The 26,110-nt window shown below is 76.2% G+C and carries 22 protein-coding genes; 11 read left to right on the plus strand and 11 right to left on the minus strand.

Annotated features, from left to right (window positions below):
* Positions 1–34 precede the first annotated feature (34 nt).
* Together ACI79H_RS11580 and ACI79H_RS11585 are read left to right on the plus strand one after the other, a co-directional pair.
* Positions 35–1,567 carry an SIR2 family protein gene (locus tag ACI79H_RS11580; protein ID WP_456554537.1) on the plus strand — a complete coding sequence of 511 codons (1,533 nt, stop codon included), beginning with the start codon at positions 35–37 and terminating at the stop codon, positions 1,565–1,567.
* Between the two features lie 40 nt (positions 1,568–1,607).
* Positions 1,608–2,825: a cytochrome P450 gene (locus ACI79H_RS11585; RefSeq protein ID WP_456554538.1), complete on the plus strand. Its 1,218-nt coding sequence runs from the start codon at positions 1,608–1,610 to the stop codon at positions 2,823–2,825.
* On the opposite strand, the gene ACI79H_RS11590 is transcribed toward ACI79H_RS11585, so the two are convergent.
* Together ACI79H_RS11590 and ACI79H_RS11595 are read right to left on the minus strand one after the other, a co-directional pair.
* The gene (locus ACI79H_RS11590) at positions 2,822–3,484 is read right to left on the minus strand and encodes a response regulator (RefSeq protein ID WP_456554539.1); all 663 of its coding nucleotides are present in this window, start codon (positions 3,482–3,484) and stop codon (positions 2,822–2,824) included. The genes ACI79H_RS11585 and ACI79H_RS11590 overlap by 4 nt on opposite strands.
* A complete protein-coding gene (locus tag ACI79H_RS11595; protein ID WP_456554540.1) occupies positions 3,481–5,511 on the minus strand; it encodes an ATP-binding protein in 2,031 nt (676 codons plus the stop codon). Before ACI79H_RS11595 ends, ACI79H_RS11590 begins: the two co-directional genes overlap by 4 nt.
* Positions 5,512–5,665: 154 nt before the next feature.
* Here ACI79H_RS11595 and ACI79H_RS11600 point away from each other — a divergent pair, with 154 nt between their 5' ends.
* Positions 5,666–6,358 carry a hypothetical protein gene (locus tag ACI79H_RS11600; protein WP_456554541.1) on the plus strand — a complete coding sequence of 231 codons (693 nt, stop codon included), beginning with the start codon at positions 5,666–5,668 and terminating at the stop codon, positions 6,356–6,358.
* Positions 6,359–6,409: 51 nt separating this feature from the next.
* Here the strand turns inward: ACI79H_RS11600 and ACI79H_RS11605 are convergent, their stop codons facing one another.
* On the minus strand, positions 6,410–8,719 hold the full coding sequence (locus ACI79H_RS11605; RefSeq protein WP_456554542.1) for a HelD family protein: 2,310 nt from the start codon (positions 8,717–8,719) through the stop codon (positions 6,410–6,412).
* Between the two features lie 103 nt (positions 8,720–8,822).
* Positions 8,823–9,476 carry an alpha/beta fold hydrolase gene (locus tag ACI79H_RS11610; protein ID WP_456554543.1) on the minus strand — a complete coding sequence of 218 codons (654 nt, stop codon included), beginning with the start codon at positions 9,474–9,476 and terminating at the stop codon, positions 8,823–8,825.
* 125 nt (positions 9,477–9,601) lie between these two features.
* Here ACI79H_RS11610 and ACI79H_RS11615 point away from each other — a divergent pair, with 125 nt between their 5' ends.
* A complete protein-coding gene (locus ACI79H_RS11615) occupies positions 9,602–9,748 on the plus strand; it encodes a hypothetical protein (protein ID WP_456554544.1) in 147 nt (48 codons plus the stop codon).
* Positions 9,749–9,755: 7 nt separating this feature from the next.
* Here the strand turns inward: ACI79H_RS11615 and ACI79H_RS11620 are convergent, their stop codons facing one another.
* Entirely contained in the window at positions 9,756–10,526 is a 771-nt protein-coding gene (locus tag ACI79H_RS11620; RefSeq protein ID WP_456554545.1) for a hemerythrin domain-containing protein, read from the minus strand.
* A 223-nt stretch (positions 10,527–10,749) separates the two neighbouring features.
* Here ACI79H_RS11620 and ACI79H_RS11625 point away from each other — a divergent pair, with 223 nt between their 5' ends.
* The 4 genes from ACI79H_RS11625 to ACI79H_RS11640 all read left to right on the plus strand — a co-directional run bounded on the left by ACI79H_RS11625 (position 10,750) and on the right by ACI79H_RS11640 (position 16,109).
* Positions 10,750–11,550 carry an alpha/beta fold hydrolase gene (locus ACI79H_RS11625; protein ID WP_456554546.1) on the plus strand — a complete coding sequence of 267 codons (801 nt, stop codon included), beginning with the start codon at positions 10,750–10,752 and terminating at the stop codon, positions 11,548–11,550.
* Between the two features lie 2 nt (positions 11,551–11,552).
* Positions 11,553–13,811, plus strand: a complete 2,259-nt coding sequence (locus tag ACI79H_RS11630) for a SpoIIE family protein phosphatase (RefSeq protein WP_456554547.1) — start codon at positions 11,553–11,555, stop codon at positions 13,809–13,811.
* 91 nt (positions 13,812–13,902) lie between these two features.
* A complete protein-coding gene (locus tag ACI79H_RS11635; protein ID WP_456554548.1) occupies positions 13,903–15,063 on the plus strand; it encodes an acyl-CoA dehydrogenase family protein in 1,161 nt (386 codons plus the stop codon).
* Positions 15,060–16,109, plus strand: a complete 1,050-nt coding sequence (locus tag ACI79H_RS11640) for an acyl-CoA dehydrogenase family protein (RefSeq protein ID WP_456554549.1) — start codon at positions 15,060–15,062, stop codon at positions 16,107–16,109. The genes ACI79H_RS11635 and ACI79H_RS11640 overlap by 4 nt, the downstream gene beginning before the upstream one ends.
* Positions 16,110–16,112: 3 nt before the next feature.
* Here ACI79H_RS11640 and ACI79H_RS11645 read toward each other — a convergent pair whose 3' ends face one another.
* The 3 genes from ACI79H_RS11645 to ACI79H_RS11655 form a co-directional block, all read right to left on the minus strand.
* On the minus strand, positions 16,113–16,733 hold the full coding sequence (locus ACI79H_RS11645) for a hypothetical protein (protein ID WP_456554550.1): 621 nt from the start codon (positions 16,731–16,733) through the stop codon (positions 16,113–16,115).
* A gap of 103 nt (positions 16,734–16,836) precedes the next feature.
* Positions 16,837–17,568: an acyl-CoA thioesterase domain-containing protein gene (locus ACI79H_RS11650; RefSeq protein WP_456554551.1), complete on the minus strand. Its 732-nt coding sequence runs from the start codon at positions 17,566–17,568 to the stop codon at positions 16,837–16,839.
* Positions 17,568–18,305 carry an acyl-CoA thioesterase domain-containing protein gene (locus ACI79H_RS11655; RefSeq protein ID WP_456554552.1) on the minus strand — a complete coding sequence of 246 codons (738 nt, stop codon included), beginning with the start codon at positions 18,303–18,305 and terminating at the stop codon, positions 17,568–17,570. Before ACI79H_RS11655 ends, ACI79H_RS11650 begins: the two co-directional genes overlap by 1 nt.
* Positions 18,306–18,498: 193 nt before the next feature.
* Here ACI79H_RS11655 and ACI79H_RS11660 point away from each other — a divergent pair, with 193 nt between their 5' ends.
* Positions 18,499–20,007 carry a phospholipase D-like domain-containing protein gene (locus tag ACI79H_RS11660; RefSeq protein WP_456554553.1) on the plus strand — a complete coding sequence of 503 codons (1,509 nt, stop codon included), beginning with the start codon at positions 18,499–18,501 and terminating at the stop codon, positions 20,005–20,007.
* A gap of 6 nt (positions 20,008–20,013) precedes the next feature.
* Here the strand turns inward: ACI79H_RS11660 and ACI79H_RS11665 are convergent, their stop codons facing one another.
* Positions 20,014–21,051, minus strand: coding sequence for a glutathione S-transferase family protein (locus tag ACI79H_RS11665; protein ID WP_456554554.1), 1,038 nt, complete (start codon positions 21,049–21,051; stop codon positions 20,014–20,016).
* 120 nt (positions 21,052–21,171) lie between these two features.
* Between ACI79H_RS11665 and ACI79H_RS11670 the strand changes: the two genes are divergently transcribed.
* Entirely contained in the window at positions 21,172–21,837 is a 666-nt protein-coding gene (locus ACI79H_RS11670; RefSeq protein WP_456554555.1) for a hemerythrin domain-containing protein, read from the plus strand.
* On the opposite strand, the gene ACI79H_RS11675 is transcribed toward ACI79H_RS11670, so the two are convergent.
* The gene (locus tag ACI79H_RS11675; RefSeq protein WP_456554556.1) at positions 21,812–24,109 is read right to left on the minus strand and encodes an ATP-binding protein; all 2,298 of its coding nucleotides are present in this window, start codon (positions 24,107–24,109) and stop codon (positions 21,812–21,814) included. The genes ACI79H_RS11670 and ACI79H_RS11675 overlap by 26 nt on opposite strands.
* A gap of 65 nt (positions 24,110–24,174) precedes the next feature.
* On the opposite strand from ACI79H_RS11675, the gene ACI79H_RS11680 reads away from it, so the two are divergent.
* Positions 24,175–25,683, plus strand: coding sequence for a class I adenylate-forming enzyme family protein (locus ACI79H_RS11680; protein ID WP_456554557.1), 1,509 nt, complete (start codon positions 24,175–24,177; stop codon positions 25,681–25,683).
* Here ACI79H_RS11680 and ACI79H_RS11685 read toward each other — a convergent pair.
* Positions 25,680–26,099 carry a DUF1810 domain-containing protein gene (locus ACI79H_RS11685; RefSeq protein WP_456554558.1) on the minus strand — a complete coding sequence of 140 codons (420 nt, stop codon included), beginning with the start codon at positions 26,097–26,099 and terminating at the stop codon, positions 25,680–25,682. The genes ACI79H_RS11680 and ACI79H_RS11685 overlap by 4 nt on opposite strands.
* Positions 26,100–26,110 lie beyond the last annotated feature (11 nt).

A 26,110-nucleotide genomic window follows, 5' to 3' on the forward strand; every position in this document is an offset into this window, starting at 1 on the left:
TCACCGGCGGCCCGCCGGGGGTAGGGGCGAGGACGTGACCGGACACGTCTTCGTGGTCGGGGCCGACCTGACCCGGCTGTCCTGCGACGACGTCCTCGTGCCCACCGGGCGCACGCTGCGCGTCTCGCCGGGCTGGTGCCCGCTGCTGCCCGCCGAGCTGGTCACCGACTCCGACGACGAGGGCGCCTGCGTCGGCCTGTCCTGGACCGCCGGGGAGCGGGTGCTCGAGGTGCCCGGCGACGGTGCCCGGCGCGCGTGGCTGGTCGACACCGTCGACGACGAGGGCCGCGGCCTGCCGTGGCTGCTCGACGGCGCCCGCGAGGCCCTCGCCGCCGTGGCCCGTCGCGAGGTGGCCGAGCCGGCGCACGGGCGGGCGCGCCGGCTGGTGGGCCTGCCGGCGCTGGGCACCGGCTGGGGCGGGGCGGCCGGCCGGCGGGGGGCGCTGCTCCAGCAGTTGCTGCCGGTGCTCCGGGAGGCCGCCCGGGAGCACGGCTTCGACGTCGCCCTGGTGCTCAAGCGGCCCAGCGACCTCGCCGCGGCCCAGCGCGTGCGGCGCGGCGAGGACGGCGGCTGGGACCTGCCCGCCCACCTGCAGGAGCTCGCCGGGCAGCTGGGGGAGCGGGCCCGCCGCGGCCAGCTCGCGGTCTTCCTGGGCGCCGGCGTGAGCGCGGCGGCCGGGCTGCCCACCTGGGAGCAGCTCGTCGACGAGCTGGCCGCGCGCTCCGGGCTGGACGACGGGCTGCGCGAGGGGCTGACCCGGCTGCCGGCGCAGGACTCGGCCGCGCTGCTGGCCCGCGAGCTCGGCCCGGAGGTGATGGCGTCCTACGTGCAGGAGCGGTTCGGGCCGGGCCCCTACGCGCTGGCGCACGCGCTCATCGCCGACCTGCCGGTCCACGAGTTCGTCACCACCAACTACGACCCGCTCGTCGAGCAGGCCGCCGCCGACGTGGGCCGGGACCTGCGGGTGCTGCCGTTCGACGAGGCCCGGCCCGGCGCACCGTGGCTGCTCAAGCTGCACGGCGACGCCGCCCACCCCGAGAGCATCGTGCTCACCCGCGAGGAGTACCTCCGCTACGGCGACTCGCGGGCGGCGCTGGCCGGGGTGCTGCACTCCCTGCTGCTCACCCGGCACGTGCTGTTCGTCGGTGCCTCGATGCTCGACGACGACCTGATCCGGATCGCGCACGAGGTGCGCAGCGCGCTGCGCGTGCAGGGCTCCGACGGCGGCCACCGGAGCGGGACGGTGCTGTCCCTGCGCGAGGACCCGGCCCGCGCCCGGCTCTGGGAGCAGGACGTCGAGACCGTCGCCATGGCCGGGCCGGACGCACCCGCGGCCGAGGCGGCCCGCCGGCTCGAGGTGCTGCTCGACCTCATCGGCTGCCTGGCCACCCCGCCCAACGGCTACCTGCTGGACCCCGCCTACCGCGGGCTGCTCGACGAGCAGGAGTGCGCCCTGGCCGACGCCCTCGCCACGGTGGCCGACCACCTGCCGGAGGACGGCGTCCCCGGTGCCGGGCAGCAGGTGGCCGCGCTGCTGCACCGGCTCGGCCGGCGGCGCGGCGGCTGACCCGGGGTTGCCGCCCCGGTCGGCGGGGCACCGCCCAGGCATGGCGCGACTGGAGAACGGCCTGCAGCTGCTCACCCGGGGCTACGGCTGGCTGCCCGACAGACGCCGGCAGCTGGGCCGGCGCACCGTCCCGACCCGGCTGGGCGGGCTGAAGGTGCTCGCCATCGAGGGGCCGGACGCCGCGCGCTTCCTCTACGACGAGGACCACGTCCGCCGGGCGCACGCCATCCCCGAGCCGGTGCAGGGCACGCTGTTCGGCAAGGGCGCGGTGCACACCCTCGACGGCGAGCTGCACCGGGTGCGCAAGGCGATGTTCGTCGCGCTGCTCATGCGCGAGGACGGCATCGCCGCGCTGGTCGAGCAGGCGACCGCGGCCTGGGACGACGCCGCCGCCGGCTGGCGGGGCCGCCGCATCGTGCTCATCGACGAGGCGGCGCAGGTCATCGCCGGCACCGTCTGCCGCTGGGCCGGCATCCCGATCGCCGACGACGAGGTGCCCTCGCTGGCGCGCGACCTGACCGCGCTGGTCGACGGCTTCGCCACCGGTGGGCCCCGGCACTGGCGGGCCCGCCGGGCGCGCGGCCGCCGGGAGGCCTGGCTGTCCCAGCTCGTGGCCGACGTCCGCAGCGGGGAGGTGACCGTGCCGGAGGGGTGCGCGGTGGACGTCGTCGCCCGGCACACCGACGCCGACGGGGAGCGGCTGGACCAGCGGGTGGCCGCGGTCGAGCTGCTCAACATCATCCGGCCCACCACCGCCGTCGCCTGGTTCGTCGCCTTCTCCGGGCACGCGCTGATCCGGTGGCCGGCGCACCGCGAGCGGCTGGCGAGCGGCGACCCGGCGTTCGCCGAGGCCTGGGCGCACGAGGTGCGCCGCTTCTACCCGTTCGCCCCGTTCATCGGCGGCCGGGCCCCGCAGGAGACGGAGTTCGACGGCGAGCGCGTCCCGCGGAACTCGATGGTGCTGCTGGACCTGTGGGGCCAGAACCACGACGCGCACCTGTGGGAGGACCCCTACGCGTTCTGGCCCGAGCGGTTCCTCGACCGCGCCATCAGCCCGTGGGAGCTGGTGCCCCAGGGCGCCGGCGACCCGAGCACGAACCACCGCTGCCCGGGTGAGCAGCTGACCGTCGCGCTGCTCTCCGCGCTGGCCGTGCGGCTGGCCCGGCTGGAGTTCGACGTGCCGGAGCAGGACCTGGGGATCGCGCTGCACCGCATCCCGGCCCGGCCGGCCAGCGGCGTGCTGCTGGACGTGCGCTAGCCGCCCGGCGCGGGGCCCAGACCCGCGTCGCGGGCCAGCGCCACCGCCTCGGCGCGGCTGGCGGCGTGCAGCTTCACCAGCACGTCGGAGACGCGGTTGCGCACCGTCTTCTCGCTGAGGAACAGCCGGGCGGCGATCTGCGCGTTGGCCAGGCCGTGCGCGACCAGGTCGAGCACCTCGCGCTCGCGGTCGGTGAGCTCGGGGAAGGGTACGACGGTGGACCGGGAGCGCGCGGAGGCGAAGAAGGCGAGCACCCGGTCGGCGATCCGCGGGCCGAACACCGCCTCGGACCGGGCCGCGGCGCGCACCGCTCGGGCGATGTCGGCCCCCTCGGACTCCTTGAGCAGGTAGCCGCGGGCGCCGGCGCGCAGCGCCGCGAAGACCGAGTCGTCGTCGTCGCTCATGGTGAGCACGACCACCGCGGTGCCGGGGTGCGCGGCCACGATCGCCGCGGTCGCGGGGAGCCCACCGCCGCCGGGCATCCGCAGGTCCATGAGCACCACGTCGGGGCGCAGCCGGGCGACCAGCGCCACGCCGGTCTCGCCGTCGGCGGCGGTGCCGACCACCTCGAGGTCCGCCTCGTCGCCGAGGGCGTCGGCGACCCCGTCGCGGTAGACGGGGTGGTCGTCGACGACCACCACCCGGACCGGCGCGCTCACCGGGCCGCCAGCGGCAGGCGGGCGCGCACCGTCGTCCCGGCGCCCGGGGCGGTGGTCACCTCGAGGGTGCCGCCGAGCTCGGCGGCCCGCTCGCGCATCGACGTCGTCCCCACGCCGGGGACGGCGTCGTCGGGCACCCCGCGGCCGTCGTCGGAGACCTCCACCACCAGGTCCTTGTCGGCCGGGGCCAGCGCGACCGTGCAGGCGGAGGCGCCGGCGTGCCGGACGGCGTTGGCGACGGCCTCGGTGGCGATCCGGTAGGCCGCCACCTCGACCGCCGCGCGCAGCGGGGGCAGCTCGCCGGCGGTCACGGTGACCCGGGCGGCCTCGTCGGGCCCGCCCGCCGGCGCACCGGCCGGCACCGGCAGCCGGTAGGCCGCCACGTGCTCGCGCAGCGCGCCGACCAGCCCCAGCTCGTCCAGCGCCGGGGGGCGCAGGTCGTCGACGGCCCGGCGGACGGCGGCCACCGTCCGGCGCATCTGGTCGCGCAGCCGGGCGGCGAGCGCCGCGGCGTCCGGATCGGCGGTCAGCCGCCCGGCCAGCCGCTCCAGCTGGAGCGCCATCCCGGCCAGCTCCGGGCCGACGCCGTCGTGCAGGTCGTGCCGCAGCCGGCGCCGCTCCTCCTCGCGGCCGGCGACGATCCGCTCGCGGCTGGCCTGCAGGTCGGCGGTGAGCCCCGCGGCCCAGACCAGCGCGGCCGCCCGGCGGGCGGCGTCGTCGAGGGCCTCGCGCTCGGAGTGGCGCCACCGCTCGCCGGGGTGCCGGTGGGCGACCCGCAGCCGGCCGACCTGGGCGCCCAGGGTCACCAGCGGCAGCTCGTCGACCCCGCCGTCGGCCGGCCGCCCGGACGAGACGCGGACGGCCGGCAGCCGTGGATCGGCGGGCACCACCTCGACCCGGGGCAGCCGCAGGGCGCGGGCCACCTCGCCGGCCAGGCCCTGCAGCGCCTCGGCCGGCCCGGTGGCGGCGTCCAGCGCGGTGGCCAGCCGGGTGGCCACGGCGAGCGGGTCGCGGCGCTCCCCGTAGAGCAGCCGGTCGACCGCGCGCTGCGCCCGCTCCCAGCCGGCCGCGGCGAGCAGCGCGGCCAGCGCCGTGCCCGCGACCGCGAGCCGGCGCTCGCCGGCGGTGAGCTCGCCCAGCACCGCGACGAGGACGGCGTAGCCGATCAGCAGCACCGCGGACAGCGCGGTGAACACCACCGCCCGGCTGACCACGACCCCCACGTCGAAGAGCCCGTGCCGCAGCACCGCGACCGCCACCGCCACGGGCACCGCGGCGAAGCCGATCGCGAACAGCGCGCTGGAGACCACCGGCAGGTCGAGCACCACCGAGGCGATGGCGCAGACCACCAGCACCGACTCGCCGAGCAGCAGCCACTGCAACCGGATCCGCTCGGTGCCGCGGGCCCGGCGCATCCGGACCAGCTGGGCGGCGATCCCGACCGCGCCGCCGACCAGGAAGCACGTGAACGAGCAGAGCAGCAGGAGGACGGAGGCCCAGATGCCCAGCGACCACGGGTTGTCGACGTCCGGGGCGTAGTCCAGCGGGCCCTCGTGCACCATCGCGGCCAGCGTCCCGGTGACGACGGCGGCGGCGAGCACCCGGGCGATCGGCCGCCAGCGCGGTGAGGGCAGCGTCCCGTCGGGGAAGTACAGCGGCACCAGCGCGACGATCACGTAGTACGGGACGAACCCCCACGCGCCCAGCCAGGCCGCGAGGTCGAACAGCGGGCCGGGGCCGTCCGCGGTGAGCTGCACGTGCTGGCTCGCGAGCAGGTAGGGCCCGGTGACCACGCTGACCAGCAGCAGCCAGCCGACCCGGTTGCCCGGCTGGCGAACCAGCACCAGCACGCCGACCAGCGGGTAGAGCAGTCCCAGCGTGGCGTCCCCGGCGTCCACCGCGGGTGCCCCCGGGACGAGCGCACCGACCACGAGCGCGGCCAGCGTGCAGCCGATGCCGACCGCGGCGAGCAGCGCCGGCGCCCGGCGCCGGACGGCGAGCGCTGGGGAGCGGACCCGACCCGGCACGGGCTGCATCCTGCCGCCGGACCGCCGTCCCGCACAGGGGTGCGCGCCCCGGTCCTGGTGCCCGGGAGCTCGGGGCGGTCGTCCCTGGGACCCGGGACGTGGGGCGCAGGAACGTCGTCCCCGACACCGACCCGCCCCTGGAGGACCGACCGCCATGAGCACGACCACCGCTCCGCTCGCCGCCCCCACCGCGGCCGCCGACCCGGCACCCGGCAACCGCTTCCGCCGCGTCGGCGGCGGCCTGTCGCTGGTGGGCGCGGGCACGCTGATCTGCGCGAGCCTGCTGATGATCCCGTACACCAACGAGACGCACGCCGAGTACCTGCAGACCGGCGTCGACCACCGCGACAACATCCTCTGGGCCGCCGTCGTCCTGCACTTCGGCTTCCTGCTCCTGGTGCCGGCGGCGTTCACCCTCGTCCGGCTGGCCCGGCGCGGGGCGACCCGGACGGCGCTGGCGGCGATGGTGCTCGCCGGCCTCGGCTCGGGGCTGTCCGGGATCGTCGTCGTCGACTTCTACGACGTCGCCCTGGCCAACGCGCTGCCGGCGGAGCAGGCGCTGGAGATCTTCGACCTGGCCGCGAGCTACGGGCAGGGCGGCATCATCGCCGGGACCTCGGTGCTCGGCATGGCGCTCGGCATCAACCTGGCCGTCTTCGCCGCGTGGCGGGCCGGCGCGATCCCGGTCTACCCGGTGGTGCTGAACGTCGTCGGCTGGATCACCTTCACCGCCTTCTCCGGCGACGCGTGGCTGCCCTCGATCGGCACCGGGCTGGTCGCGGTGGGGCTGGGCTGGGCCGGCGTCGCCGTCCTGCGGATGCGCGACGAGGTGTGGGCCCGCCTCTGAGCGCCCTCACCACACCGCCGGAGGCCGGGCCCGCAGCTGCGGGCCCGGCCTTCAGCGCTGCTCGAGCCCGGCCAGCTCGGCGGGCAGCTCGCCGGCGTGCAGGACGCCGAGCCGCTGGGTGGCGCGGGTGAGCACCACGTAGAGGTCGTTCCAGCCGCGCACGCCCTCGGCCACGATCGCCGCCGGGTCGACCACGAGCACCGAGTCGAACTCCAGGCCCTTGGCGCCCTCGGGCGGCAGCACCACCGGGGCGTCGGCGCGGTCGGGATCGGCGGGCAGCCGGTCGGCCACCGCGGCGCGCACGGCGTCGAGCCGGCTCCACGGCACGAGCACCCCGAGGGTGCCCTCCTCCTTGTCCAGCGCCACGGCGGCCTCGGCGACGGCGTCGGCCAGCTCCGCCTCGGCCACCCGCTGCGCCCACGGCTGCACCCCGGTGGAGCGCACCGAGGTCGCGGCCGACGTGGGCGCGCCGGTCGCGGCGAGCACGTCGGCGGCGACGGCCATGATCTCGCTGGGCGTGCGGTAGTTGACGGTGAGCTCGGCCAGCTGCCACGTGCGGCCCAGGTGCGGGTCGAGCACCTCGGCCCAGGTGGTCGCACCGGCCAGCGTGCTGGTCTGGGCGACGTCGCCCACCACGGTCATCGACCGGGTCGGGCAGCGGCGCAGCAGCAGCCGCCAGGCCATCGCCGAGAGCTCCTGCGCCTCGTCGACGATGATGTGCCCGTAGGTCCAGGTGCGGTCGGCCGCGGCCCGTTCCGCGGTGCTCCGGTAGTCGGCCTCCTCGTGCCGGTCGGCCAGCCCCTCGGCGTCCAGCAGGTCGCCGGCGAGCAGCTCCTCCGCCTCGTCCTCGGTCTCCGCGTCCAGGGACCGCGAGCCGTGCAGCATGTCCAGGGTCTCCTGGGCGTCGCGCAGCCGGCGCTGCCGCTCGCGCTCCTCGGCCCGGCGCTGCGCGGACTCGTCGATGCCGAGCAGCTCGTCGACCTCCTCCAGCAGCGGCACGTCGGCCGGCGTCCAGGGCGAGGACGGCGGGCGGTGCAGCAGCTCGCGCTCGTCCTCGGTCAGCCCGGTCGCGACCGCGTCGAGCTGGCGGCGGGAGGCGAACAGGTCGCGCAGCACCCGCTCGGCGGTCAGCCGCGGCCAGAGCCGGTCGATGAGCGCGTGCACGGCGGGCTCGGCGGCGACCTCGCGGCGCAGCGCGGCGACGTCGCCCTGCTCCAGCAGGTTGGCCCCGCCCAGCACGTTCTCGCCGAGCTTGTCGGCGTACTTGCGGGCGAGCAGCTCGATGACCGTGCGCGCGGCGGTCGGGCGGGCCTCGTTGTGCACGCGCGAGGCGGCGCGGGCCCGGCTGCGCACCCGGGCGGCGTCGGCCTTGGTGAACCGCAGCGTCGTGCCGTCGATGTCGACCTCCGCCTGCCGGTCGAGCACCGCCTGCCGCCGCTTCACCGCCGCGGCGACGACGTCGACCATGGCGAGCCGGCCCTTGAGCTCGGCGACCTCGGGCCGCTCGGGGGCGTGCGCCTGCAGGCCGGGGCGCAGCCCGCCGACGTCGGCCAGCACGACGCCGGTCTCGCCGAGCGAGGGCAGCACGTCGGCGATGTAGCGCAGGAACGTGGGGGAGGGGCCTACGACGAGCAGGCCGCTGCGGGCCAGCCGCTCGCGGTGGGTGTAGAGCAGGTAGGCCGCGCGGTGCAGGGCGACCGCGGTCTTGCCGGTGCCCGGCCCGCCCTGGACGACGAGCACGCCCTTCACGTCGGCGCGGATGATCCGGTCCTGCTCGGCCTGGATCGTGCGGACGATGTCGGTCATCCGGCCGGTGCGCGAGGCGTTGAGCGCCGCGAGCAGCACCGACTCGCCGGCCAGCCCGCCGCGGTCGGTGGCCCCGCCCTCGGCCGCCGCCTCGCTGAGGTCCAGCGTCTCGTCGGCGACGCTGACCACCGTGCGGCCGCGGGTGCGGATGTGCCGGCGGCGGCGCACGCCCTCGTCGTGCAGCGGCGTCGCCGTGTAGAACGGCCGCGCCGCCGGCGCCCGCCAGTCCATGAGCAGCGGCTCCTCGGCGCCGTCGGCGAACAGCCCGATCCGGCCGATGTAGCGCGACGTCGCGGGGTCGTGCAGGTCCAGCCGGCCGAACACCAGGCCGTGCTCGGCGGCGTCCAGGGCGACGATGCGGTGGGTGTGCAGCTCGACGGCGGCCTCGCGCTCGCCCACGGCCTGCGGGTTGTGCGGCACCAGGGCGAGCGCGTCGTCGAGCCGGCTCACGCTGCGGGCGCGCACCTCGTCGAGCCGGTCGAACAGCGCGGTCACGTAGGGCTGTTCCGCGGCGATCCCGGCGTCGGGGGCGTCCGCGGGTCGAGCTGTCGACAAGTCGAGCCGCTTTCGGTCGGGGTGCGGTGCCGGGGTGGCAGCCGCCCATTATGCGCACGCCGGGCCCGCCGGAGCGGCCACTTCGGCGGGAAGGGGGGCGGGGTCAGCCGGTGAGGTAGGCGGTGAGGCGGTCGGCGAGCTCCGCGGGGCGGCTCAGCGCGACGAGGTGCCCGCCCGGCACCTCGTCCACCGGGAGGCCCAGGCGCTCGGCCGCGACGCGGCGCTGGAAGTCCAGCGGGAAGAAGCGGTCGTCGCGGCCGGCGAGGACCCGGGTGGGGACGTCGGGCCAGCGGTCGAGCGGCCACGGGTCCTCGAAGGGGCGGCCGGACTGCTCGAAGGGTTCGGCCTGCGCCTGCGTGGCGACGTCGGGCGGCACGTCGGAGAAGAACGCCCCGGTCGGGTCGCCGGGGTCGGCGTGGCCGGTTACCGCCCACCACTCGGCGCCGGTCTCCCCGGGCCGCGGCACCATCGCGTTGAGCAGCACCAGCAGGCGCACCGGCAACCGGTCGCACACCAGCGGCGCGGTCAGCCCGCCCATCGACTGCGCGACCAGCACCACCGGCTCGGGGTCCGCGCCGAGCGCCGCCCGCACCGTGTCGACGACGGCGTCGGCGTACGCGGCCAGTCCGGCGTCGGGGTCGCCGGCCGGCAGCGCCACGGGCAGCGCGCGGTGCCCCCGCCGCTCGAGCTCGGGGACGAGGCGCCCCCAGTACGAGGCGTTGCCGCCGGCGCCGGGTACGAGGACGAAGGTGGTCACGGGGAGCAGACCACGGCGGGTGAGCCAACTCATCGCGGCCCCGAGCGAATGGCAACTCCGCGGACACCTCCGCGACACAGGGGCTGCCTAGCGTCGGTGGCGTCCGCGAGAGAAGGGGGAACCCCATGACCACCAGCACGCTGGAACGGCCCGAGACCCGGACCGCTCCCGACGCCACCGAGCAGGTCAGCACCTGGACCTGCGAGAACTGCCGCACCGAGACCTCCGCCGTCCGCAAGCGGTGCACCGACTGCGGGACGTCCCGGTACTGACCGCGGCTCAGGCCGCCGGCGGCGCGCCCCGCAGCCGGACGACGGCGGCGCGGTAGCGCCGGGCGCCGGCCCACCGCCAGGCCAGCCGCCGGCGGCGGGGCAGGCCCTCGAGCACCCGGGTCCGGTCGGCGGCGCAGATGTCCTCGAGAGCGAGCCCGAGCACCAGCGAGCGCTCGCGCGCGGTGAGCCGGGCCGAGGCGGTGGCGGCGACGACGGACCACTGCGCGGCGTCCAGGTGGGCGTCGAGCAGCGGCAGCAGCAGCCGTTCCTCCTCGACCAGGTGCGCGTCGACGGCGTCGGCCAGGCGCAGGCAGTCGCGCGCCAGGGCGTCGCGCGCGGCGGCCGTGCCGGCGACCGCCCACTGCCGCGACGCGGTGGCCAGATCGCGCACCTGCGCGTCGATGCCGGCGGCGCCCTCGGTCCAGTGGGCGACGGCGGCCCGCAGCCCGGCCTCGTCGCGCTCGGGGACGGCGGCGAGCAGCGCCGGCCAGAGCGCGTCCCGCTCCATCCGGTGGTGGGCGAGCAGCAGCCGGGAGATCAGGTCGACGTGCAGGGCCAGCGTGCGGGTGCGCGCGGGCTCGGCCGGGGGCGCCCACGAGACCAGCTCGGCGAGCAGCCGCAGCTCCCGCCGGACCAGCTGGTGGACCACCCGCTGGGAGGCGGTGGCACGGCTGTCGGACGCGCACGGACCGGCGCCGGCGACGGCGGGGGCGTCGTCGGCGGGAGCGCGCGGCACCGGCAGCACGGGGACGGCGGTACCGACCTGGACGGCGGTCATGCTGCACCTCGGTGGACGCTCGGGCCGGAGCCCCGGGAGGACGACGCGGCGAGGGTAGGGGCCCGGGCATCCCGGCGACAGGGACCTCCGTAACCGGCCGGGTCCTCGCGTCGGCCCGCGTCCGGCGCGCCTTCCGCCAAGTACCCGGCAGGTGACGCTCGGTCACCGCGGAGGCCGCCGAGAACCGCAGACACGATGCCGCTTTCCCCCTAGGGTTTCCGGGGTGGGGAGGGTTCTGCAGCGCAACTGCGTCCGGGTGACCGGCGCGGCGGACGGGCGTCCCATGGTCTTCGCCCACGGGTTCGGCTGCGACCAGGAGATGTGGCGCTTCGTCGTCCCGGCGTTCGAGGACGACCACCGGGTCGTGCTGTTCGACCACGTCGGCGCCGGCAGCTCCGACCTGTCCGCCTACGACCGGGAGAAGTACGGCTCGCTGCGCGGATACGCCTCCGACGTCGTCGAGATCTGCCGCGAGCTCGGGCTGTCCGACGTGGTCTTCGTCGGCCACTCGGTCGGCGCGATGATCGGCGTCCTCGCGCTGCAGGAGGCGCCCGAGCTGTTCGGCGCGCTGGTCATGGTCGGGCCCAGCCCGCGCTACGTCGACGACGGCGACTACGTGGGCGGGTTCACCCGCACCGACGTGGTCGGCCTGCTCGACGCGCTGGACGCCAACCACCTCGGCTGGTCGGCGCAGATGGCGCCGGTGATCATGGGCGAGCAGGACTCCCCCGAGCTGGCCGAGGAGCTCACCAACAGCTTCTGCCGCACCGATCCGGAGATCACCCGGCACTTCGCCCGCGTGACCTTCCTGTCCGACAACCGCGCCGACCTGGCCGGTGTCGCCGTCCCCACGCTGGTGCTGCAGTGCAGCCAGGACGTCATCGCCCCCGAGGTCGTCGGCCGCTACGTGCACGGGCAGATCCCGGGCAGCGTCTTCACCCAGCTGGCGGCCACCGGCCACTGCCCCCACCTGAGCGCTCCGCAGGAGACGGCCGCGGCGATCCGGGCGTTCCTCCAGGGATGACGGTGACCAGGCTCCAGGACGCCGGCGGGTCCGGCCCGGACGACCTGGGCCGGCTGGGCCGGCTGCTCGAGGAGGACCCCGCCGACCTGTACGAGAACGCGCCGATGGGGTACCTGTCGGCGCTGCCCGGTGGCCGCATCGTCAAGGTGAACCGGACCTTCGCCGACTGGATCGGCGTCCCGGCCGCCGACGTCCTCGGCGTCCTCTTCCAGGACCTGCTCAGCACCGGCGGGCGGGTCTACTACGAGACCCACCTGATCCCGCTGCTGCGCATGCAGGGCGCCGTGCGCGAGATCGCGCTGGACCTGGAACGGGCCGACGGGACGCCGCTGGCCTGCCTGGTGAACGCCGTCGAGATCCGGGACGACGACGGTGCGCCCCTGCTGGTGCGGGCCACCGTCTTCGAGGCGACCGCGCGACGGCGCTACGAGCGCGAGCTGCTGACCGCCCAGCGCACCGCCGAGGAGTCCGAGCGCCGCTCGCTGACCGTGCAGCGCGTGGTGTCCGACCTGGCCGCCGCGCTCTCGGTGGAGGAGGTCGCCTCGGTGATCGTCGAGCGGGGCCGGGAGACGCTCCAGGCGCGCGGTGCCGCGCTGATCCTGCTGGAGACCGATCCGACCGACCCGTCGGCGCTGCCCGCGCTGCGGCCGGTGCGGTCCGACGGGCTGCCGCAGCAGCTGCTGGAGGTGCTGCGCGACGCCGCGGGCAGCCAGCTGGCCGTCGAGCTCGCCCGCGGCGTGCGGTCGATCGTGCTCAGCGACTCGCTGCGCGCGGAGCAGCCGGCGCTCGCCGCGGCCATGGCGGCCGTCCGGCTCACCGAGTGGGTCGTCGTCCCGGTGACCGCCGACGAGCGGCGGCTCGGGGTGCTGGTGCTGGCCCTGGGCGACGCCGACGGCGACCTGATCAGCCTCGCCGAGCCGGGCGAGGAGGCGAGCCTCACCCCGGCCGACGTGGGGCTGATGTGGACGATCGGCCGGCAGGCGGGCCAGGCGATCGAGCGGGCACGGTTGCACGAGGAGACCGCGCGCCAGGCGGAGCGGGCGTCGTTCCTGCTGGAGGCGGCGCGGCTGCTCGCCGAGGCCGCCGACGTCCCCGACACGGTGGACCGCCTGGCCCGCCTGGTCGTGACGCGGCTGGCGGACCTGTGCGTCGTCGACCTGGACACCGACGAGGGGCTCGTCCGGCCCGCGGTGCGGCACCGCGACCCGGGGCGCGAGCACGTGGTCGAGGAGCTGCGCACCCACCACCTGCCGCGCCGGTCCGAGGCGCACCCGAGCGTCCGCGCGCTGCGCAGCGGTGGCACGCAGTGGATCCGGACGGTGGACGAGGCGTTCATGCGCTCGGTCGCGGTCGACGAGGGGCACCTGGCGGCGATCCGGGCGCTGGACCTCGCCGGCGTCGTCGCCGTCCCGCTGACCGCGGAGGGCCGGCAGCTGGGCGTGCTGACGGTCGCGGCCGACCGCACGCGCGGGCAGTTCACCGTGGCCGACGTCGAGGTCGCCGAGCAGCTCGCGCTGCAGCTGGGGCTGGTGGTGGCGCGGGCGGAGCGGTTCGACCTCGCCGTCCGCACCTCCCACGCGCTGCAGGAGAACCTGCTGCCGCCCGCTCCGCCCGCGCTCGAGGGGCTGTCCATCGCGGTGCGCTACCTCGCGGCCACCCGGGGGGTCGACGTCGGCGGGGACTTCTACGACGTCCTCCGGCTGCCCGGCGGCGACATCGGGCTGGCCGTCGGCGACGTGGTGGGCCACGACATCACCGCCGCGGCGACCATGGGGCAGCTCCGCAGCGTCTACCGCGCCCTGCTGGCCGACGGGCCCTCGCCGGGCGCCATCATCGAGCGGCTGCAGGCGGGCTGGCCGCTGCTGGGCCTGCGGCGCATGGCCACGGCGCTGTTCGCCTCGCTGGACCCCTCGTCGGGCCGGCTGCGGATCGCCTCGGCCGGTCACCCGCCGCCGCTGCTGCTGGCCGACGGGCGCGCGTCGTTCCTGCCGGTGCCGCCGAGCCGGATGCTGGGCGCGCAGCCGTCGGTCGCCGACGAGTGGATCGGCGTGCTGCCCCCCGGAGCGAGCCTGGTCCTGTTCACCGACGGCCTGGTGGAGAGCCACGTCGCCGACATCGACGATGGCTTCGCCCGCCTGCTCGCCGCCGCGTCGTCCGCCGGCGTCACCGACCCGCAGGCGCTGTGCGACCACCTGCTGGCCGAGCTCACCGGTGCGCACCGCGCCGACGACATCGCGCTGCTGGTGCTCACCCGCGACTGACCCTGCCGCGGGCGCACGGGCGGGGCGCCCTGTACAACCGGTGCAGACGCAGCGCCGCACCCCGTGGGCAGCACCTCGAGCTGGGAGTCGCATGAGCAACCCGTTGGCACTGGCGCCCGCGCCGCGGTCCGAGGCGGCCGAGCGGGTGCGGGGGGAGGTCCGCGCGTTCCTCGCCGAGGAGCTGGCCGCGGGCTCGTTCAGCACGCACGTCGACACCTGGCTCTCCGGCGTCGACCCCGAGTTCTCCCGCAAGCTGGGTGAGCGCGGCTGGCTGGGCATGACCTGGCCCAAGGAGTACGGCGGCCACGAGCGCACCGCGATGGAGCGCTACGCCGTCACCGAGGAGCTGCTGGCCGCCGGCGCGCCGGTGGCCGCGCACTGGATCGCCGACCGGCAGTCCGGCCCCAACCTGCTGCGCTACGGCACCGAGGAGCAGCGGCGCGACATCCTGCCGCGCATCGCCCGCGGCGAGTGCTACTTCGTCATCGGGATGAGCGAGCCGGACTCCGGCTCCGACCTCGCCTCGATCCGGACGAGGGCCGTCCGCAACGAGGCCGGCGACTGGGTGGTCAACGGCGCGAAGGTGTGGACGTCGAACGCGCACGTCTCGCACTACGGCATCGTGCTGGTGCGCACCGCCCCGGTGGACACGGCGAACCGGCATGCGGGCATGTCGCAGCTGCTCGTCGACCTGTCGCTGCCGGGCATCACCATCAACCCGATCCGCATCCTCGACGGCGGGCACCACTTCAACGAGGTCGTCTTCGAGGACGTCGTCGTCCCCGGCGACATGCTGCTGGGCACCGAGGGCGACGGCTGGCACCAGGTGACCGCAGAGCTGGCCTTCGAGCGGTCCGGCCCCGAGCGCTTCCTGTCGACCTACCCGCTGGTGGCCGAGTTCGGCCGCCGGGTCGCCGAGTCCGGTGACCCCGCCGGGTTGGCGGCGCTGGGGCGGCTCTCGGCGCGGGTGCTGGCGCTGCGCCAGATGTCGCTGCGGATCGCGGCGGCCCTCGACCGGGGCGAGCTGCCCAACATCCCCGCGGCGCTGGTCAAGGACGTCGGGACGACGTTCGAGGCCGACGTCATCGACGAGATCCGGAAGGTGGTCGACGTGACGCCGTCGCTGGACTCGCCCGACCCGCTCGCCCGGGCGCTGGCCGAGGCGCAGCTGCACCAGCCCGGCTTCACGCTGCGCGGCGGCACCAACGAGATCCTGCGCGGGATCGTGGCACGAGGGCTGGGACTGCGATGAGCGATCAGGACCTGGTGGTCGAGACCGTCCGCGGGCTGCTGACCCGGCACGAGCCGTTCGACCCGACGCCGGAGCGCCGGTGGGACGAGGGCCTCTGGAACTCGCTGGCCGAGACCGGGCTGACCGGCGTCGGCCTGCCCGAGTCCGCCGGGGGCTCGGGCGGCGAGCTGGCCGACGCGGTGGCGGTCGTGCGCACCCTGGCCGCGGGTGCCGGCGCCGTCCCGGCCGCCGAGCAGCTGCTGGTGGCCGGGCCCGCCGTGGTCGCCGCCGGCCTGGCGCTGCCACCGGTGGACGAGCCGCTGACCGTCGGCCTCGCCGAGGACGTCGTCGCGACGCCGGACGGCGACGGCTGGACGCTGTCCGGCACCGCCGCGGACGTCGCCTGGGCCGGGGTCGCCGCGCACGTGGCGCTGCTGGTCGGCGGCCCCGACGGCGCGGTGCTCGCCCTGGTGCCGACCGCGGGGCTGACCGCGTCGAGTGCGGTGAACCTGGCCGGCGAGCCGCGCGGGTCGCTGACCCTCGACGGTGTCCGGGCCACGGGCGCGCCGCTGACGGAGGCGCAGGTGCGCGAGCTGCGGGCCGGCTACGCGCTGGCCCGAGCGGTGCAGCTGGCCGCGGCACTGGAGCAGGTGCTGGCCTGGACGGTGCAGTACGCCGGGGAGCGGCAGCAGTTCGGCCGCTCGCTGGCGAAGTTCCAGGCGATCCAGATGGAGCTGGCCGAGATGGCCGGCGAGGTGACCGCCGTGACCGCGCTGACCGACGCCGCCGTCCAGGCGCTGGGCCACGGCGACGCGACGTCCCCCCTCGCCGCCGCGGCGGCGAAGGTGCGCGCCGGGGCGGCGGTCGAGGTGGTCGCGCGGTTGGCCCACCAGGTGCACGGCGCCATCGGGTTCACCCAGGAGCACAAGCTGCACCACCTGACCAAGCGGCTGTGGTCGTGGCGGGACGAGGCCGGCAGCGAGCTGGCCTGGTCGCGGGTGCTGGCCGAGGGGCTGCTGGCCGACGGGCCGGACGGGCTGTGGCCCGCCCTCACCCGGGCGGTCTGACCCTCAGACGGTCTCCGGCACCCGCAGGTGGGCGAGGACGAGGTCGAACGTCGCCTCGTCGGTGACCTCGCCCGCGTACCGGCGGCCCAACTCCTGCAGGTGCGGCCCGAGGTGGGCGAACGCCTGCTCGAGCTCGGCGTCGTCGGCGAAGGTGACGGCGGTGGCGCTGCGCCCCTCGACCGGGTCGGCCAGGACGCTCACGCTGCAGAAGCCGGGCTGGTCGGACAGCCGCGGCACGACGGTCTCGGCGTAGGCCTCCAGCGTCGGGTCGAGCCGCTCGGGCGCGGTGCGGCACCAGGTCACCCGGGTGCGGGCGCCCTCCGGGGCGCTGCGCTCCCGGTGCAGCAGCGCGATCTGCCACTCCTCCAGCGACTGCGGGCTCTGCAGCACGTCGGCGATCCGGGCGCGGATGCCGCGCATCTCCGAGGCGCTGCGGCGCAGGGCGGCGAGGTCCTCGAAGGAGCTGGTGATGATGCACCGGCCCGAGGTCCGGTCGGCGAGCATCGAGATGCCGACGAAGCCGTCCATGCCCATGAGCGCCGGCATCGCCCGGTCGCGGACGTAGCGGACGGCGTCGTCGATCCGGTGCGGATCACCGTGGAAGCTGGTCGAGCGTGCGTACATGGCGCGTTCCCCCTCGGACACCGGCGGGAGGCCCGGCAGGCACCCGCCACCGCGCTCACTGTGACGCAGGTCGCAGCCCCGCGGTAGTCGAGCGGGTCCGGCGTCAGACGGCCCGGACGTTCGCGACGGCCACGGCCATGCTGAAGCCGATCGGGCCCTGCTGGTCGTGCACGGTGCAGTGCCCCACCGCCACGCCGTCGTCGCTGGTGTGCCCGCCGGACTCCAGCCCGATGGAGCGGCCGACCGGGTCGCGGCTGAGGGTGAGCGTGTAGTCGGCGTTGATGAACTCGATGTCGCGCTCGCCGCGGTGGGCCAGCGGGCTGGCCATGTCGGCGGCGAGCGCCACGCGCACGAACGGGGAGAGGGTCTCGCCGTCGACCAGCGGGCTCTTCTCGGTCACCCACATCCGGCGCCGGGAGGGGTCCTCGCCGAACTCGGTGACCGAGCGGCGCATCGTCGCCGGGTCGGGGGCGTCCCAGGCGGGGGTGCGGGTCGGGACCGGGCCGGGCGGCTGCACGCCGCGGCGCAGCTGCACCGCGCTGGCCCGGGCGACGACGCCGACGCTCGTGCTCACCGTCGCCTCGGTCACCCGGATCCGCCGCCCCTCCCGCACGACGACGCTGCCGACCCCGACCGGCTCGAACGGCGCGTTGCGGAACAGGTCGACGGTGAACCGGGCGAACTGGAGGTCCGGGTCGCCGTGCGCCGTCTCCAGCTCGCGGGCCATCAGCCCGCCCAGCAGCCGCCCGTGGATCATCCCGGGCACCCACCAGCTGCGGGCGCTCTCGTGCGGCGCGAAGCCCTCGTCGGTGAGCGTGAAGTAGGCCGGCCGCATCAGACGGTCCGGACGTTCGCGACGGCGGTGGTCATGCTGAAGCCGATCGGGCCCTTCTCGTCGTGCACGGTGGCGTGCCCGACGGCGATGCCGTCCTGGCTGACGTGGCCGCCGGCCTGCAGCCCGATGAACTCCCCGACGGGGTCGCGGCTGAGGGTGAGCGTGTAGTCGGCGTTGATGAACTCGAGCTCGGTCTCACCCCGGTGCGCCACCGGGCTGCCCTCGTCGGCGGCGAGCGCGACGCGGACGAACGGGGAGAGCTCCTCGCCGGCCACCAGGGGCCGGTCCGCCCGGATCCACATGCCCCGGCGCGAGTGGTCGCCGTCGGGGACGACGTCGTTGTACGGGTCGGTGAGCCCCGCCGGGCTCGGTGCGTCCCAGGCCGGGGTGCGGGTGGGCACGGGGCTGGGCGGCTGCTCGCCGCGGCGCAGCTGGACGCCGCTGGCCCGGGCGACGACGCCGATGCTGGTGAGCACCCTCGCCTCGGTCACCCGGATGCGTCGGCCCTCCCGCACGACCTCGGTGGTGACCTCGATCGGCTCGAACGGCGCGTTGCGGAACAGGTCGACGGTCAGCCGGCTGAACTGGAACTCCGGGGCGCCGTAGTCGACGTCCAGGGCCCGGGCCAGCAGGCCGCCGAGGAGGGGGCCGCTGAGCATGCCGGGTGTCCACCAGCTCCGGGCGTCCTCGCTCGGGACGAAGCGGTCGGCGGTCAGGGTGAAGAAGGCGGGCCGCACGAGCAGGCTCCTCGGGGTGCTGAGGACCCGCTCGGGTCCTCGGGGATCGGTACGTCGGGGGACCGGTGACCTACCGGCCGGACGTGGGGGCCGGTGTCGATGCGGCCGCCCACCGACCCTACCGAGTGGCAGATCGCCACGATCGTGGCCGGGTGGCCCGGATCGGGCCTCCGGGTGGGGCAGACTCCCCGCGGTGACGGCGAGCGGACCGGGCGGGAGCGCGCCGGGGGAGGCGCGGGGACCGGACGCCGGGGACGCGGTGCTGGTGCCCGGCGAGACGTGCTGGCGCATCGAGCGTGCGGACCGGTTCGCGGTGTTCGTCGACGCCGCCGACTACTTCGCGGTCCTCAAGCAGGCGGTGCTCCGCGCCGAGCGGCGGGTGCTGTTCATCGGCTGGGACTTCGAGCCCCGCATCCGGCTGGACCCCCGCAGCCCGGGGCGGGCGAGGGACGACCGCCTCGGACGGGTGCTCACGGCAGCGGTGGAGGCCAACCCCCAGCTGGAGATCGGCGTCCTGCAGTGGGGGCTGGGGGCGGTGGAGTCCCTGCGACGCGGTGTGCTGCCGGCCGCGCTGCTGAAGCGGCGGCTGCCCGACCGGCTCCAGTTCTTCGGGGACCACCACCACCCGCTCGGCGCGGCCCACCACCAGAAGATCGTGGTGATCGACGACTGCGTCGCCTTCGCCGGTGGCATCGACGTGACCGCCGACCGGTGGGACACCTCCGAGCACCGCGACCGGCACCCGCTGCGGCACCGGCCGCACTCCCGGCGGCCGACCGGACCGTGGCACGACGTCACGTCCATCGTGACCGGTCCGGCGGCGCGTGCACTCGGTGACCTGGCCCGCGAACGCTGGGAGAGCGGTACCGGCCGGCGCCTGGAGCCCGTGGAGGGCCGGCAACCCTGCTGGCCGGACGGGGTGGAGCCGCTGCTGACCGACGTCGACGTCGCCGTCTCGCGCACCCGTCCCGAGCACGGTGGGACGGAGCTGGTGCACGAGATCGAGCTGCTGTGGCTGGCCGCCGTCGCGGCGGCCCGCACGACCGTCTACATCGAGAGCCAGTACTTCGCCAACCGCCGGATCGCCGAGGCGATCGCCGAGCGGCTCCGGGAGGAGGACGGCCCCGAGTTCGTCGTCGTCAACCCGGAGTCGGCCGACGGCTGGCTGGAGGAGAAGGCGATGGGCACCGCACGCGCCCGGCTGCTCGCCGTCGTCCGCGAGGCCGACCTGCACGACCGCTTCCGCATGCTCGTGCCGGTGACCGAGGGCGGGGAACCGGTGTACGTGCACGCCAAGGTGATGGTGCTGGACGACCGGCTGCTCCGGATCGGCAGCGCGAACCTCAACAACCGGTCGATGGGTCTGGACAGCGAGTGCGACCTGACGATCGAGGTGGGCGGCGACGACGCCCGCCGGGCCGAGCTCACCGCGGTCGTCACGGGCATGCGCGACCGGCTGCTGGGTGAGCACCTCGGGGTGGAACCGGCCGTCGTGGCCGCCGCGGTGCGGGAGCACGGCGGCTCGCTGGTCCGGGCGGTGGACAGCCTGCGGACGCCGACGGGCCGGACGCTGGTGCCCTTCGAGCCGCCGGAGCAGCACGTCGTCGACCGCGCGCTGGCCGCCACGGAGCTGCTCGACGCCGAGCGCACCCCGAACCGGTGGAGCCGGGTGCAGCGGGCGTTCGGTCGCCGTCGCGGCTGACCGCGGTCAGCGGTGCGGGATGCCCCCGGGGCCGTGGTCCGCGGGCACCTGCTCGGCCTCCGGCGTCGGCCCGGGCGGGGTCCCGTCGCCGAACGGCGAGCCGCCCAGCTCCTCCCGGCCGTGCGGGGTCAGCCAGACCGAGGTGTCCGGGCCGGCCGGGATGATCTGCGTCGGGTTGATGTCGGCGTGGACGACGTAGTAGTGCTCCTTGATCTGCGGGAAGTCCGTGGTGTCGCCGAAGCCGGGGGTCTGGAAGAGGTCGCGCGCGTAGGCCCACAGCGCGCGGAACTCGGTCAGCTTCTGCCGGTTGCACTTGAAGTGGCCGTGGTAGACGGCGTCGAACCGGGCAAGCGTGGTGAACAGCCGGACGTCGGCCTCGGTGATGGTGTCGCCCATCAGGTAGCGGCGGTCGGTCAGCCGCTCCTCCAGCCAGTCCAGCGCGCCGAACAGCCGCTCGTAGGACTTGTCGTAGGCGCGCTGGGAGCCGGAGAAGCCGCAGCGGTACACGCCGTTGTTGACCTCGGTGTAGATGCGCTGCATCACCTCGGCCATCTCGTCGCGCAGGCGCTCGGGGTACAGGTCGGGGGCGCCGTCGCGGTGGAAGGCGGTCCACTCGGTGGAGAAGTCGAGCGTGATCTGCGGGAAGTCGTTGGTGACGACGGCCTTGGTGGGGACGTCGACGACCGCCGGCACCGTGATGCCCTTCGGGTACTCCGGGTCGCGGGCGAAGTAGGCCTCCTGCAGCCGCTCGTAGCCCAGCACCGGGTCGCGGCCGCCGGGGTCGAGGTCGAAGGTCCAGCTGCGGGCGTCGTGCGTCGGCCCGCACAGCCCCATCGAGATGGCGGACTCCAGGCCCAGCAGCCGGCGCACGATGATCGTTCGGTTGGCCCACGGGCAGGCGCGGGCGGCGATCAGCCGGTACCGGCCCGCCTCGACCGGCCAGCCGTCCCGGCCGTCGGCGGTGATCCGGTCGGAGATGTACTTGTCGTCGCGCTTGTAGTCGGCCTCGACGTAGCCCGACCCGCTCCTGCTCTCGTCGCTCACCCCGCCACCCTGCCCGGTCCTCGTCCCGATCACACCCTCGCGGTGCGCGCGAGGAGCGTGGGGGCGGTGTGGCGGTCCTGTGGGTGTCCCGTGCCGTGGTGGCTCAGCAGGCTCGACGGCATGACCACCACCACGAACGCCACCCCCACCGACGTCCACGACATGGTCGTCGTCCACCGCGTCTTCCGCCGCGAGCTGCGGCTGATCCCGGAGCTCGTCCGCCGGGTCCGGCCCGGCGACACCGCACGCGCCGAGGTCCTGGCCGCCCACGCCCGGCTGGTGCTCACCGGCCTGCACGGCCACCACACGGCCGAGGACGAGCTGCTCTGGCCCAAGCTGCTCGAGCGCTGCACCCCCGATGCCGAGCTGGTGCACCGCATGGAGGCCCAGCACGAGCGGGTGCACGAGGCCCTCGAGGCGCTGGCCCCGGCGCTGGACCGCTGGGAGGCCGAGGCCCGCCCGGCCGTCGGTGAGGAGGTGGCGTCGTCCCTCGACGCCCTGCGGACAGCCCTGGTCGAGCACCTCGACGACGAGGAGCGCGAGATCCTCCCGCTCGCCGCCCGGCACATCACCCAGGCCGAGTGGGACGCCCTCGGCGAGCACGGGGTGTCGAGGACGAAGTTCCGGGAGATGCCCATCCTGTTCGGCGCCGTGGCCGAGGAGGCGACGCCGGAGGAGATGGTGCACATCCTGAGCACCGTGCCGCCGCCGGTCCGCTTCATGCTGCGCACCGTGCTCGCCCGGCAGTACCGGCGGTACGTCAGCCGGGTGCGGGAGCTCCGCTGAGCGCCCGCGCCAGCCGGAGGACGTCGGAGGGGCGCAGCCCCCGCCCGCGCCCCCAGGCGGCGGCGAACGCCTCCTCGCCCAGCTCCGCGCGGACGGCGGCCAGCCAGTGCCCGGCCACGGCCAGGTCCGGCGGGAAGGTGACCGCCACGGCGTCGGCCTCGGCGGTCGTCGACCCCGCGGCGAACAGCTCGGCGGCGAGCTCGGGCTGTCCCCGCCGGGCGGCGAGGACGGCGAGGCCGGGCAGCGTGTAGGCCAGCGTCCAGCTGGTGCCGACCTCCGCGGCGAGCGCGCCCGCCTCGGCCCAGCGGTCCAGGGCCGTCCCGTCGTCCTCGGCGGCGAGGGCGACGCTCGCCTGCACGTTGAGCACGGTGGCCAGCGTGAACGGGCTGGCCAGGTCCCGGGCGATCCGCTCGGCCCCGGCCAGCTCGGCCGCGCCGCCGGCCAGGTCGCCGGAGACGAACGCGAGCTGGCCCCGCGTCATCGCGGTGTGCGCGCCGACCCACTCCCGGCCCGGTCGCGGGGGCAGCGCGTCGACCTCGGCCAGCCGGTCCGCCGCGGTGTCGAGGTCGCCGGTGAAGACCGCGGCCATGGCCGCGAACAGCAGCGCCTCGGCCCGCAGGTCGTCGTCCCCGGCGGCCCGCGCCTGCTCGACCGCGGTGCCCGCGGCCCGCGCCGTGCCGGGCAGGTCGCCGGTGGCCAGGCCGAGGGCCGCTGCGGTCAGGTGCAGCGCGGCGCCGGTCCCGCCGGCCGCGGCGATGGTGCGCACCCAGCCCAGGCCCTCGACGGTGTGGCCGCGCAGCGCCCAGTAGAGCCAGGTGTCGGCGAGCAGCTCCGCGGCCGCCCCGGGGTCGCCGCGGTCGACGAGCCGGCGCAGCGCGGCGCCGAGGTTGTCGTGGTCCCGGGACAGCGCGTCGAGCCAGCGCGCCTGCCCGGCCGTCCGCAGCCCGGTGCGGGCCTCGGCTGCTCGGGCGGCGAAGAACGCGGCGGCCCGGTCGGCGACGGGGTCGGTCTCGCCCGCCTCGTCCAGCCGGGCTGCCGCGTACTGGCGGACCGGCTCGAGCACCCGGTACCGCGCGGCGCCGTCGTCGGGGAGCACGAGCGACTGCTCGACCAGCCCGGCCAGGACGGGGAGGACGTCGCCGTCGCCGCTGACGTGCTGCGCCGCGTCGAGGGAGAACCCGCCGGCGAGGACCGACAGCCGGCGGAGCAGCCGCTGCTCGGCGGCGGTCAGCAGGTCGTGGCTCCAGTCGAGGGTGGCCCGCACGGTCCGCTGCCGGGCCGGGAGGTCGCGGGCCAGCGGCGAGCCGAGCGCGGCGTCCAGCCGGTCGAGCAGCACTGCGGGGGAGAGGTAGCGGGCGTGGGCGGCGGCGAGCTCGAGGGCCAGCGGGAGCCCGTCGAGCCGCCGGCAGATCGCCGCGACGTCGGCGGCCGTGGCGCCGTCGACCGCGATCGGGCGGCCCGCGGCGGCGGCGCGGTCGAGGAAGACCTGGGCGGCGGGGGAGGCCAGGACCGCGGCCGGCGCGGAACCGGCCGGCGGGGCCAGGGGCGGCAGCGGTCGCTCGCGCTCGGCGCGGATCCGCAGCGCCGCCCGGCTGGTGGCCAGCACGACCAGCCCGGGGCAGCGGGCGAGCAGCTCCGCGACGTCGCCGGCGCAGTCGAGCACGTGCTCGGCGTTGTCCAGGACGAGCAGCCGACGGCGGGACCCGAGGTAGCCGGCCAGCGCCTCCAGCAGCGGAGGGGTGAGGGACTGCGCGCCGACGGCGTGGGCGACGGCGGGCAGCACGAGCGAGGCGTCCCGGAGCGGGGCCAGCGCGGCCACCGCGGCACCGTCGGGGAACTCGGGCGCGAGTTCCCGGGCCACCTCCAGCGCGAGGCTGGTCTTGCCGACGCCGCCGGGGCCGGTGAGCGTGACCAGCCGGGTGCCGCCCCCGCGCAGCAGCTCGAGGAGCTCCGCGCGCTCGGCGTCCCGGCCGAGCAGCGGTGTCGTGCGCGCCGGCAGCTGCGGTGGTGCGGAGTCGGCGTCCGGTGCCGCCGGTGGCCGGGCGGCGTCGGTCAGCGCCACGCGCTCGTCCTCGCCCAGGCCCAGGGCGTCGGCGAGCGCGCGGACGGTGTGCGGGTAGGGACGCCGTCGCTCGCCGCGCTCCAGCGCCCCGATCGCCTTGCCGGTCAGGCCGGCGCGGGCGGCCAGCTCCTCCTGGGTGAGCGCGCGCCGCTCGCGGAACCCGCGCAGCAGCTCGGCGAATCCGCCGGGACCGGGGCTGGCCGCGCTCATCGGCCGGAAGCTAGCGCAGAATGCCCCGAGCGTGCGCCGCGCGGGCGCCGGAAGTGGGGGAGCTCGTGGTCGACAGCCCGTTCGACACCAGCGGCGTCGAGGTCGGGGCGGACGGCATCCGCCGCTACGCCGGCGTCAGCGGCACCGTCGTCGACATGCTGCGGAGCACCGTCGAGCGGCACGGGGAGCGCCCCGCCGTCGTCGAGCTCGACGGCCCGTCGGCCACCTACCGCGAGCTGTGGGACCGGGCCTCGCGGGTCGCCGGCGGGCTGCGCGACGCCGGCGTCCGCCCGGGCGACCGGGTCGCGATCCGCGTGGGCAACTCGCTGGACTGGGTGCTGGCGTTCTGGGGCGGGCACCTCGCCGGCGCCGTCGTCGTCCCGATGAACACCCGGCTGGCCGAGCCCGAGGTCGAGTACATCCTCGGCGACTGCGCCGCGGCCTACGTCGTCCTGCCCGGGGAGGCGCTGCCCGACGGCGAGCCCGGGGAGGTGCCGGCCCGGGCGCACACCGACGTCGCCGCGCTCTTCTACACCTCCGGCACGACCGGCCGGCCCAAGGGCGCCATGGTCACCCACGAGAACTTCCTGTCGTCGGTGGAGAGCGTCATCCGCTGCCGGTCGATGGACCGCGGACCGGAGCACACCTCGCTGATCTCGGTGCCGCTGTTCCACGTCACCGGCTGCTGCTCGCAGTTCATGACGCAGTGCTCGCTGGGCGGGGTGTCGGTGGTGATGCCGCAGTTCGAGGCGGCGGCCTTCCTGCGGGCCATCGAGGAGCACCGGATCACGCTGATCACCAGCGTGCCCACCATCTACGAGCTGGCGCTGCGGCACCCCTCCTTCGCGACGACCGACGTCTCCTCGGTGCGCACGTGCAGCTACGGCGGCGCACCCATGGCGCCGGAGCTGGTGCGCCGGCTGGCCGCCGCCTTCCCGCAGGCGCGGGTGGGGAACGGCTTCGGGCTGTCCGAGACCTCGGCGCTGGCGACGTTCCTGCCGCACGAGTACGCGCTCGACCACGCCGAGTCGGTCGGCTTCCCGACGCCGGTGGTCGACGTGCGGCTGGACCGGCCCGACCCGGTGTCCGGGATCGGGGAGCTGCTGGTGCGCGGGCCGAACGTCGTCGCCGGGTACTGGGGCGACCCGGCGCGGACGGCCGAGACCTTCGTCGACGGCTGGCTGCACACCGGCGACGTCGCCACGATCACCGACGGCATGGTGCGGATCGTCGACCGCGCCAAGGACATGATCAACCGCGGCGGCGAGAACGTGTACTCCGTCGAGGTGGAGAACGTGCTGGCCGAGCACCCGGACGTGCTCGAGGTCGCCGTCGTGGGCGTCGCCGACCCGGTGATGGGGGAGAAGGTGGGCGCCGTCGTCCTGCCGCGGGAGGGTGCGCAGGACCTGGTGCCCTCGCTGATCGCCTTCGCCCGGGAGCGGCTGGCCGACTACAAGGTGCCGCAGTTCGTGCGGGTCATCTCCGACGGCCTGCCCCGCAACGCCGGCGGCAAGGTGCTCAAGACGGAGCTGCGCGGCACCGAGGGCTGGACCCCCGTCCCGCGGGCGCGCTAGAGCCGGCTGGTCGTCGCATCGTCCTCGGTGCCGTCGAAGAACCGGTCGAGGACGGCGCGGAACACCGGCTGGTCGGGGTCGGCGTGCGCGAAGAGGGTCATCGACGAGCGCAGCTTCTGCGCGTCGACCGGCCCGAGGACGGCGACGGCGTCGGTGCCGCCCAGCTCGACCAGCGCCTGCGCGCACTCGACCAGCCGCGGGCCGAGCACCGGGTGCGCGAGGTAGGCGCGCGCCTCGTCGAGGCCGCTGATCGCGAAGTGCTGGGCCGTGGCGCTGCGGCCGAGCCCCGCGACCTGCGGGAACACGAACCACATCCAGTGGCTGCGCTTGCTCCCGGCGCGCAGCTCGGCGAGCGCGGTCTCGTAGCTGCCGCGCTGGGCGTCGACGAAGCGCTGCAGGTCGAAGGGGTCGCTCACGCGGAGCACGT

Source organism: Blastococcus sp. SYSU D01042 (genome assembly GCF_054050515.1).

What these genes read in the sequence shown, in the direction of transcription:
- ACI79H_RS11585 (WP_456554538.1), top strand. Translation starts at nt 1,608, where the DNA reads ATGGCGCGACTGGAGAACGGCCTGCAGCTGCTCACCCGGGGCTACGGC.
- ACI79H_RS11600 (WP_456554541.1), top strand. Translation starts at nt 5,666, where the DNA reads ATGAGCACGACCACCGCTCCGCTCGCCGCCCCCACCGCGGCCGCCGAC.
- ACI79H_RS11615 (WP_456554544.1), top strand. Translation starts at nt 9,602, where the DNA reads ATGACCACCAGCACGCTGGAACGGCCCGAGACCCGGACCGCTCCCGAC.
- ACI79H_RS11620 (WP_456554545.1), bottom strand. Translation starts at nt 10,526, where the DNA reads ATGACCGCCGTCCAGGTCGGTACCGCCGTCCCCGTGCTGCCGGTGCCG.
- ACI79H_RS11635 (WP_456554548.1), top strand. Translation starts at nt 13,903, where the DNA reads ATGAGCAACCCGTTGGCACTGGCGCCCGCGCCGCGGTCCGAGGCGGCC.
- ACI79H_RS11640 (WP_456554549.1), top strand. Translation starts at nt 15,060, where the DNA reads ATGAGCGATCAGGACCTGGTGGTCGAGACCGTCCGCGGGCTGCTGACC.
- ACI79H_RS11645 (WP_456554550.1), bottom strand. Translation starts at nt 16,733, where the DNA reads ATGTACGCACGCTCGACCAGCTTCCACGGTGATCCGCACCGGATCGAC.
- ACI79H_RS11650 (WP_456554551.1), bottom strand. Translation starts at nt 17,568, where the DNA reads ATGCGGCCGGCCTACTTCACGCTCACCGACGAGGGCTTCGCGCCGCAC.
- ACI79H_RS11670 (WP_456554555.1), top strand. Translation starts at nt 21,172, where the DNA reads ATGACCACCACCACGAACGCCACCCCCACCGACGTCCACGACATGGTC.
- ACI79H_RS11675 (WP_456554556.1), bottom strand. Translation starts at nt 24,109, where the DNA reads ATGAGCGCGGCCAGCCCCGGTCCCGGCGGATTCGCCGAGCTGCTGCGC.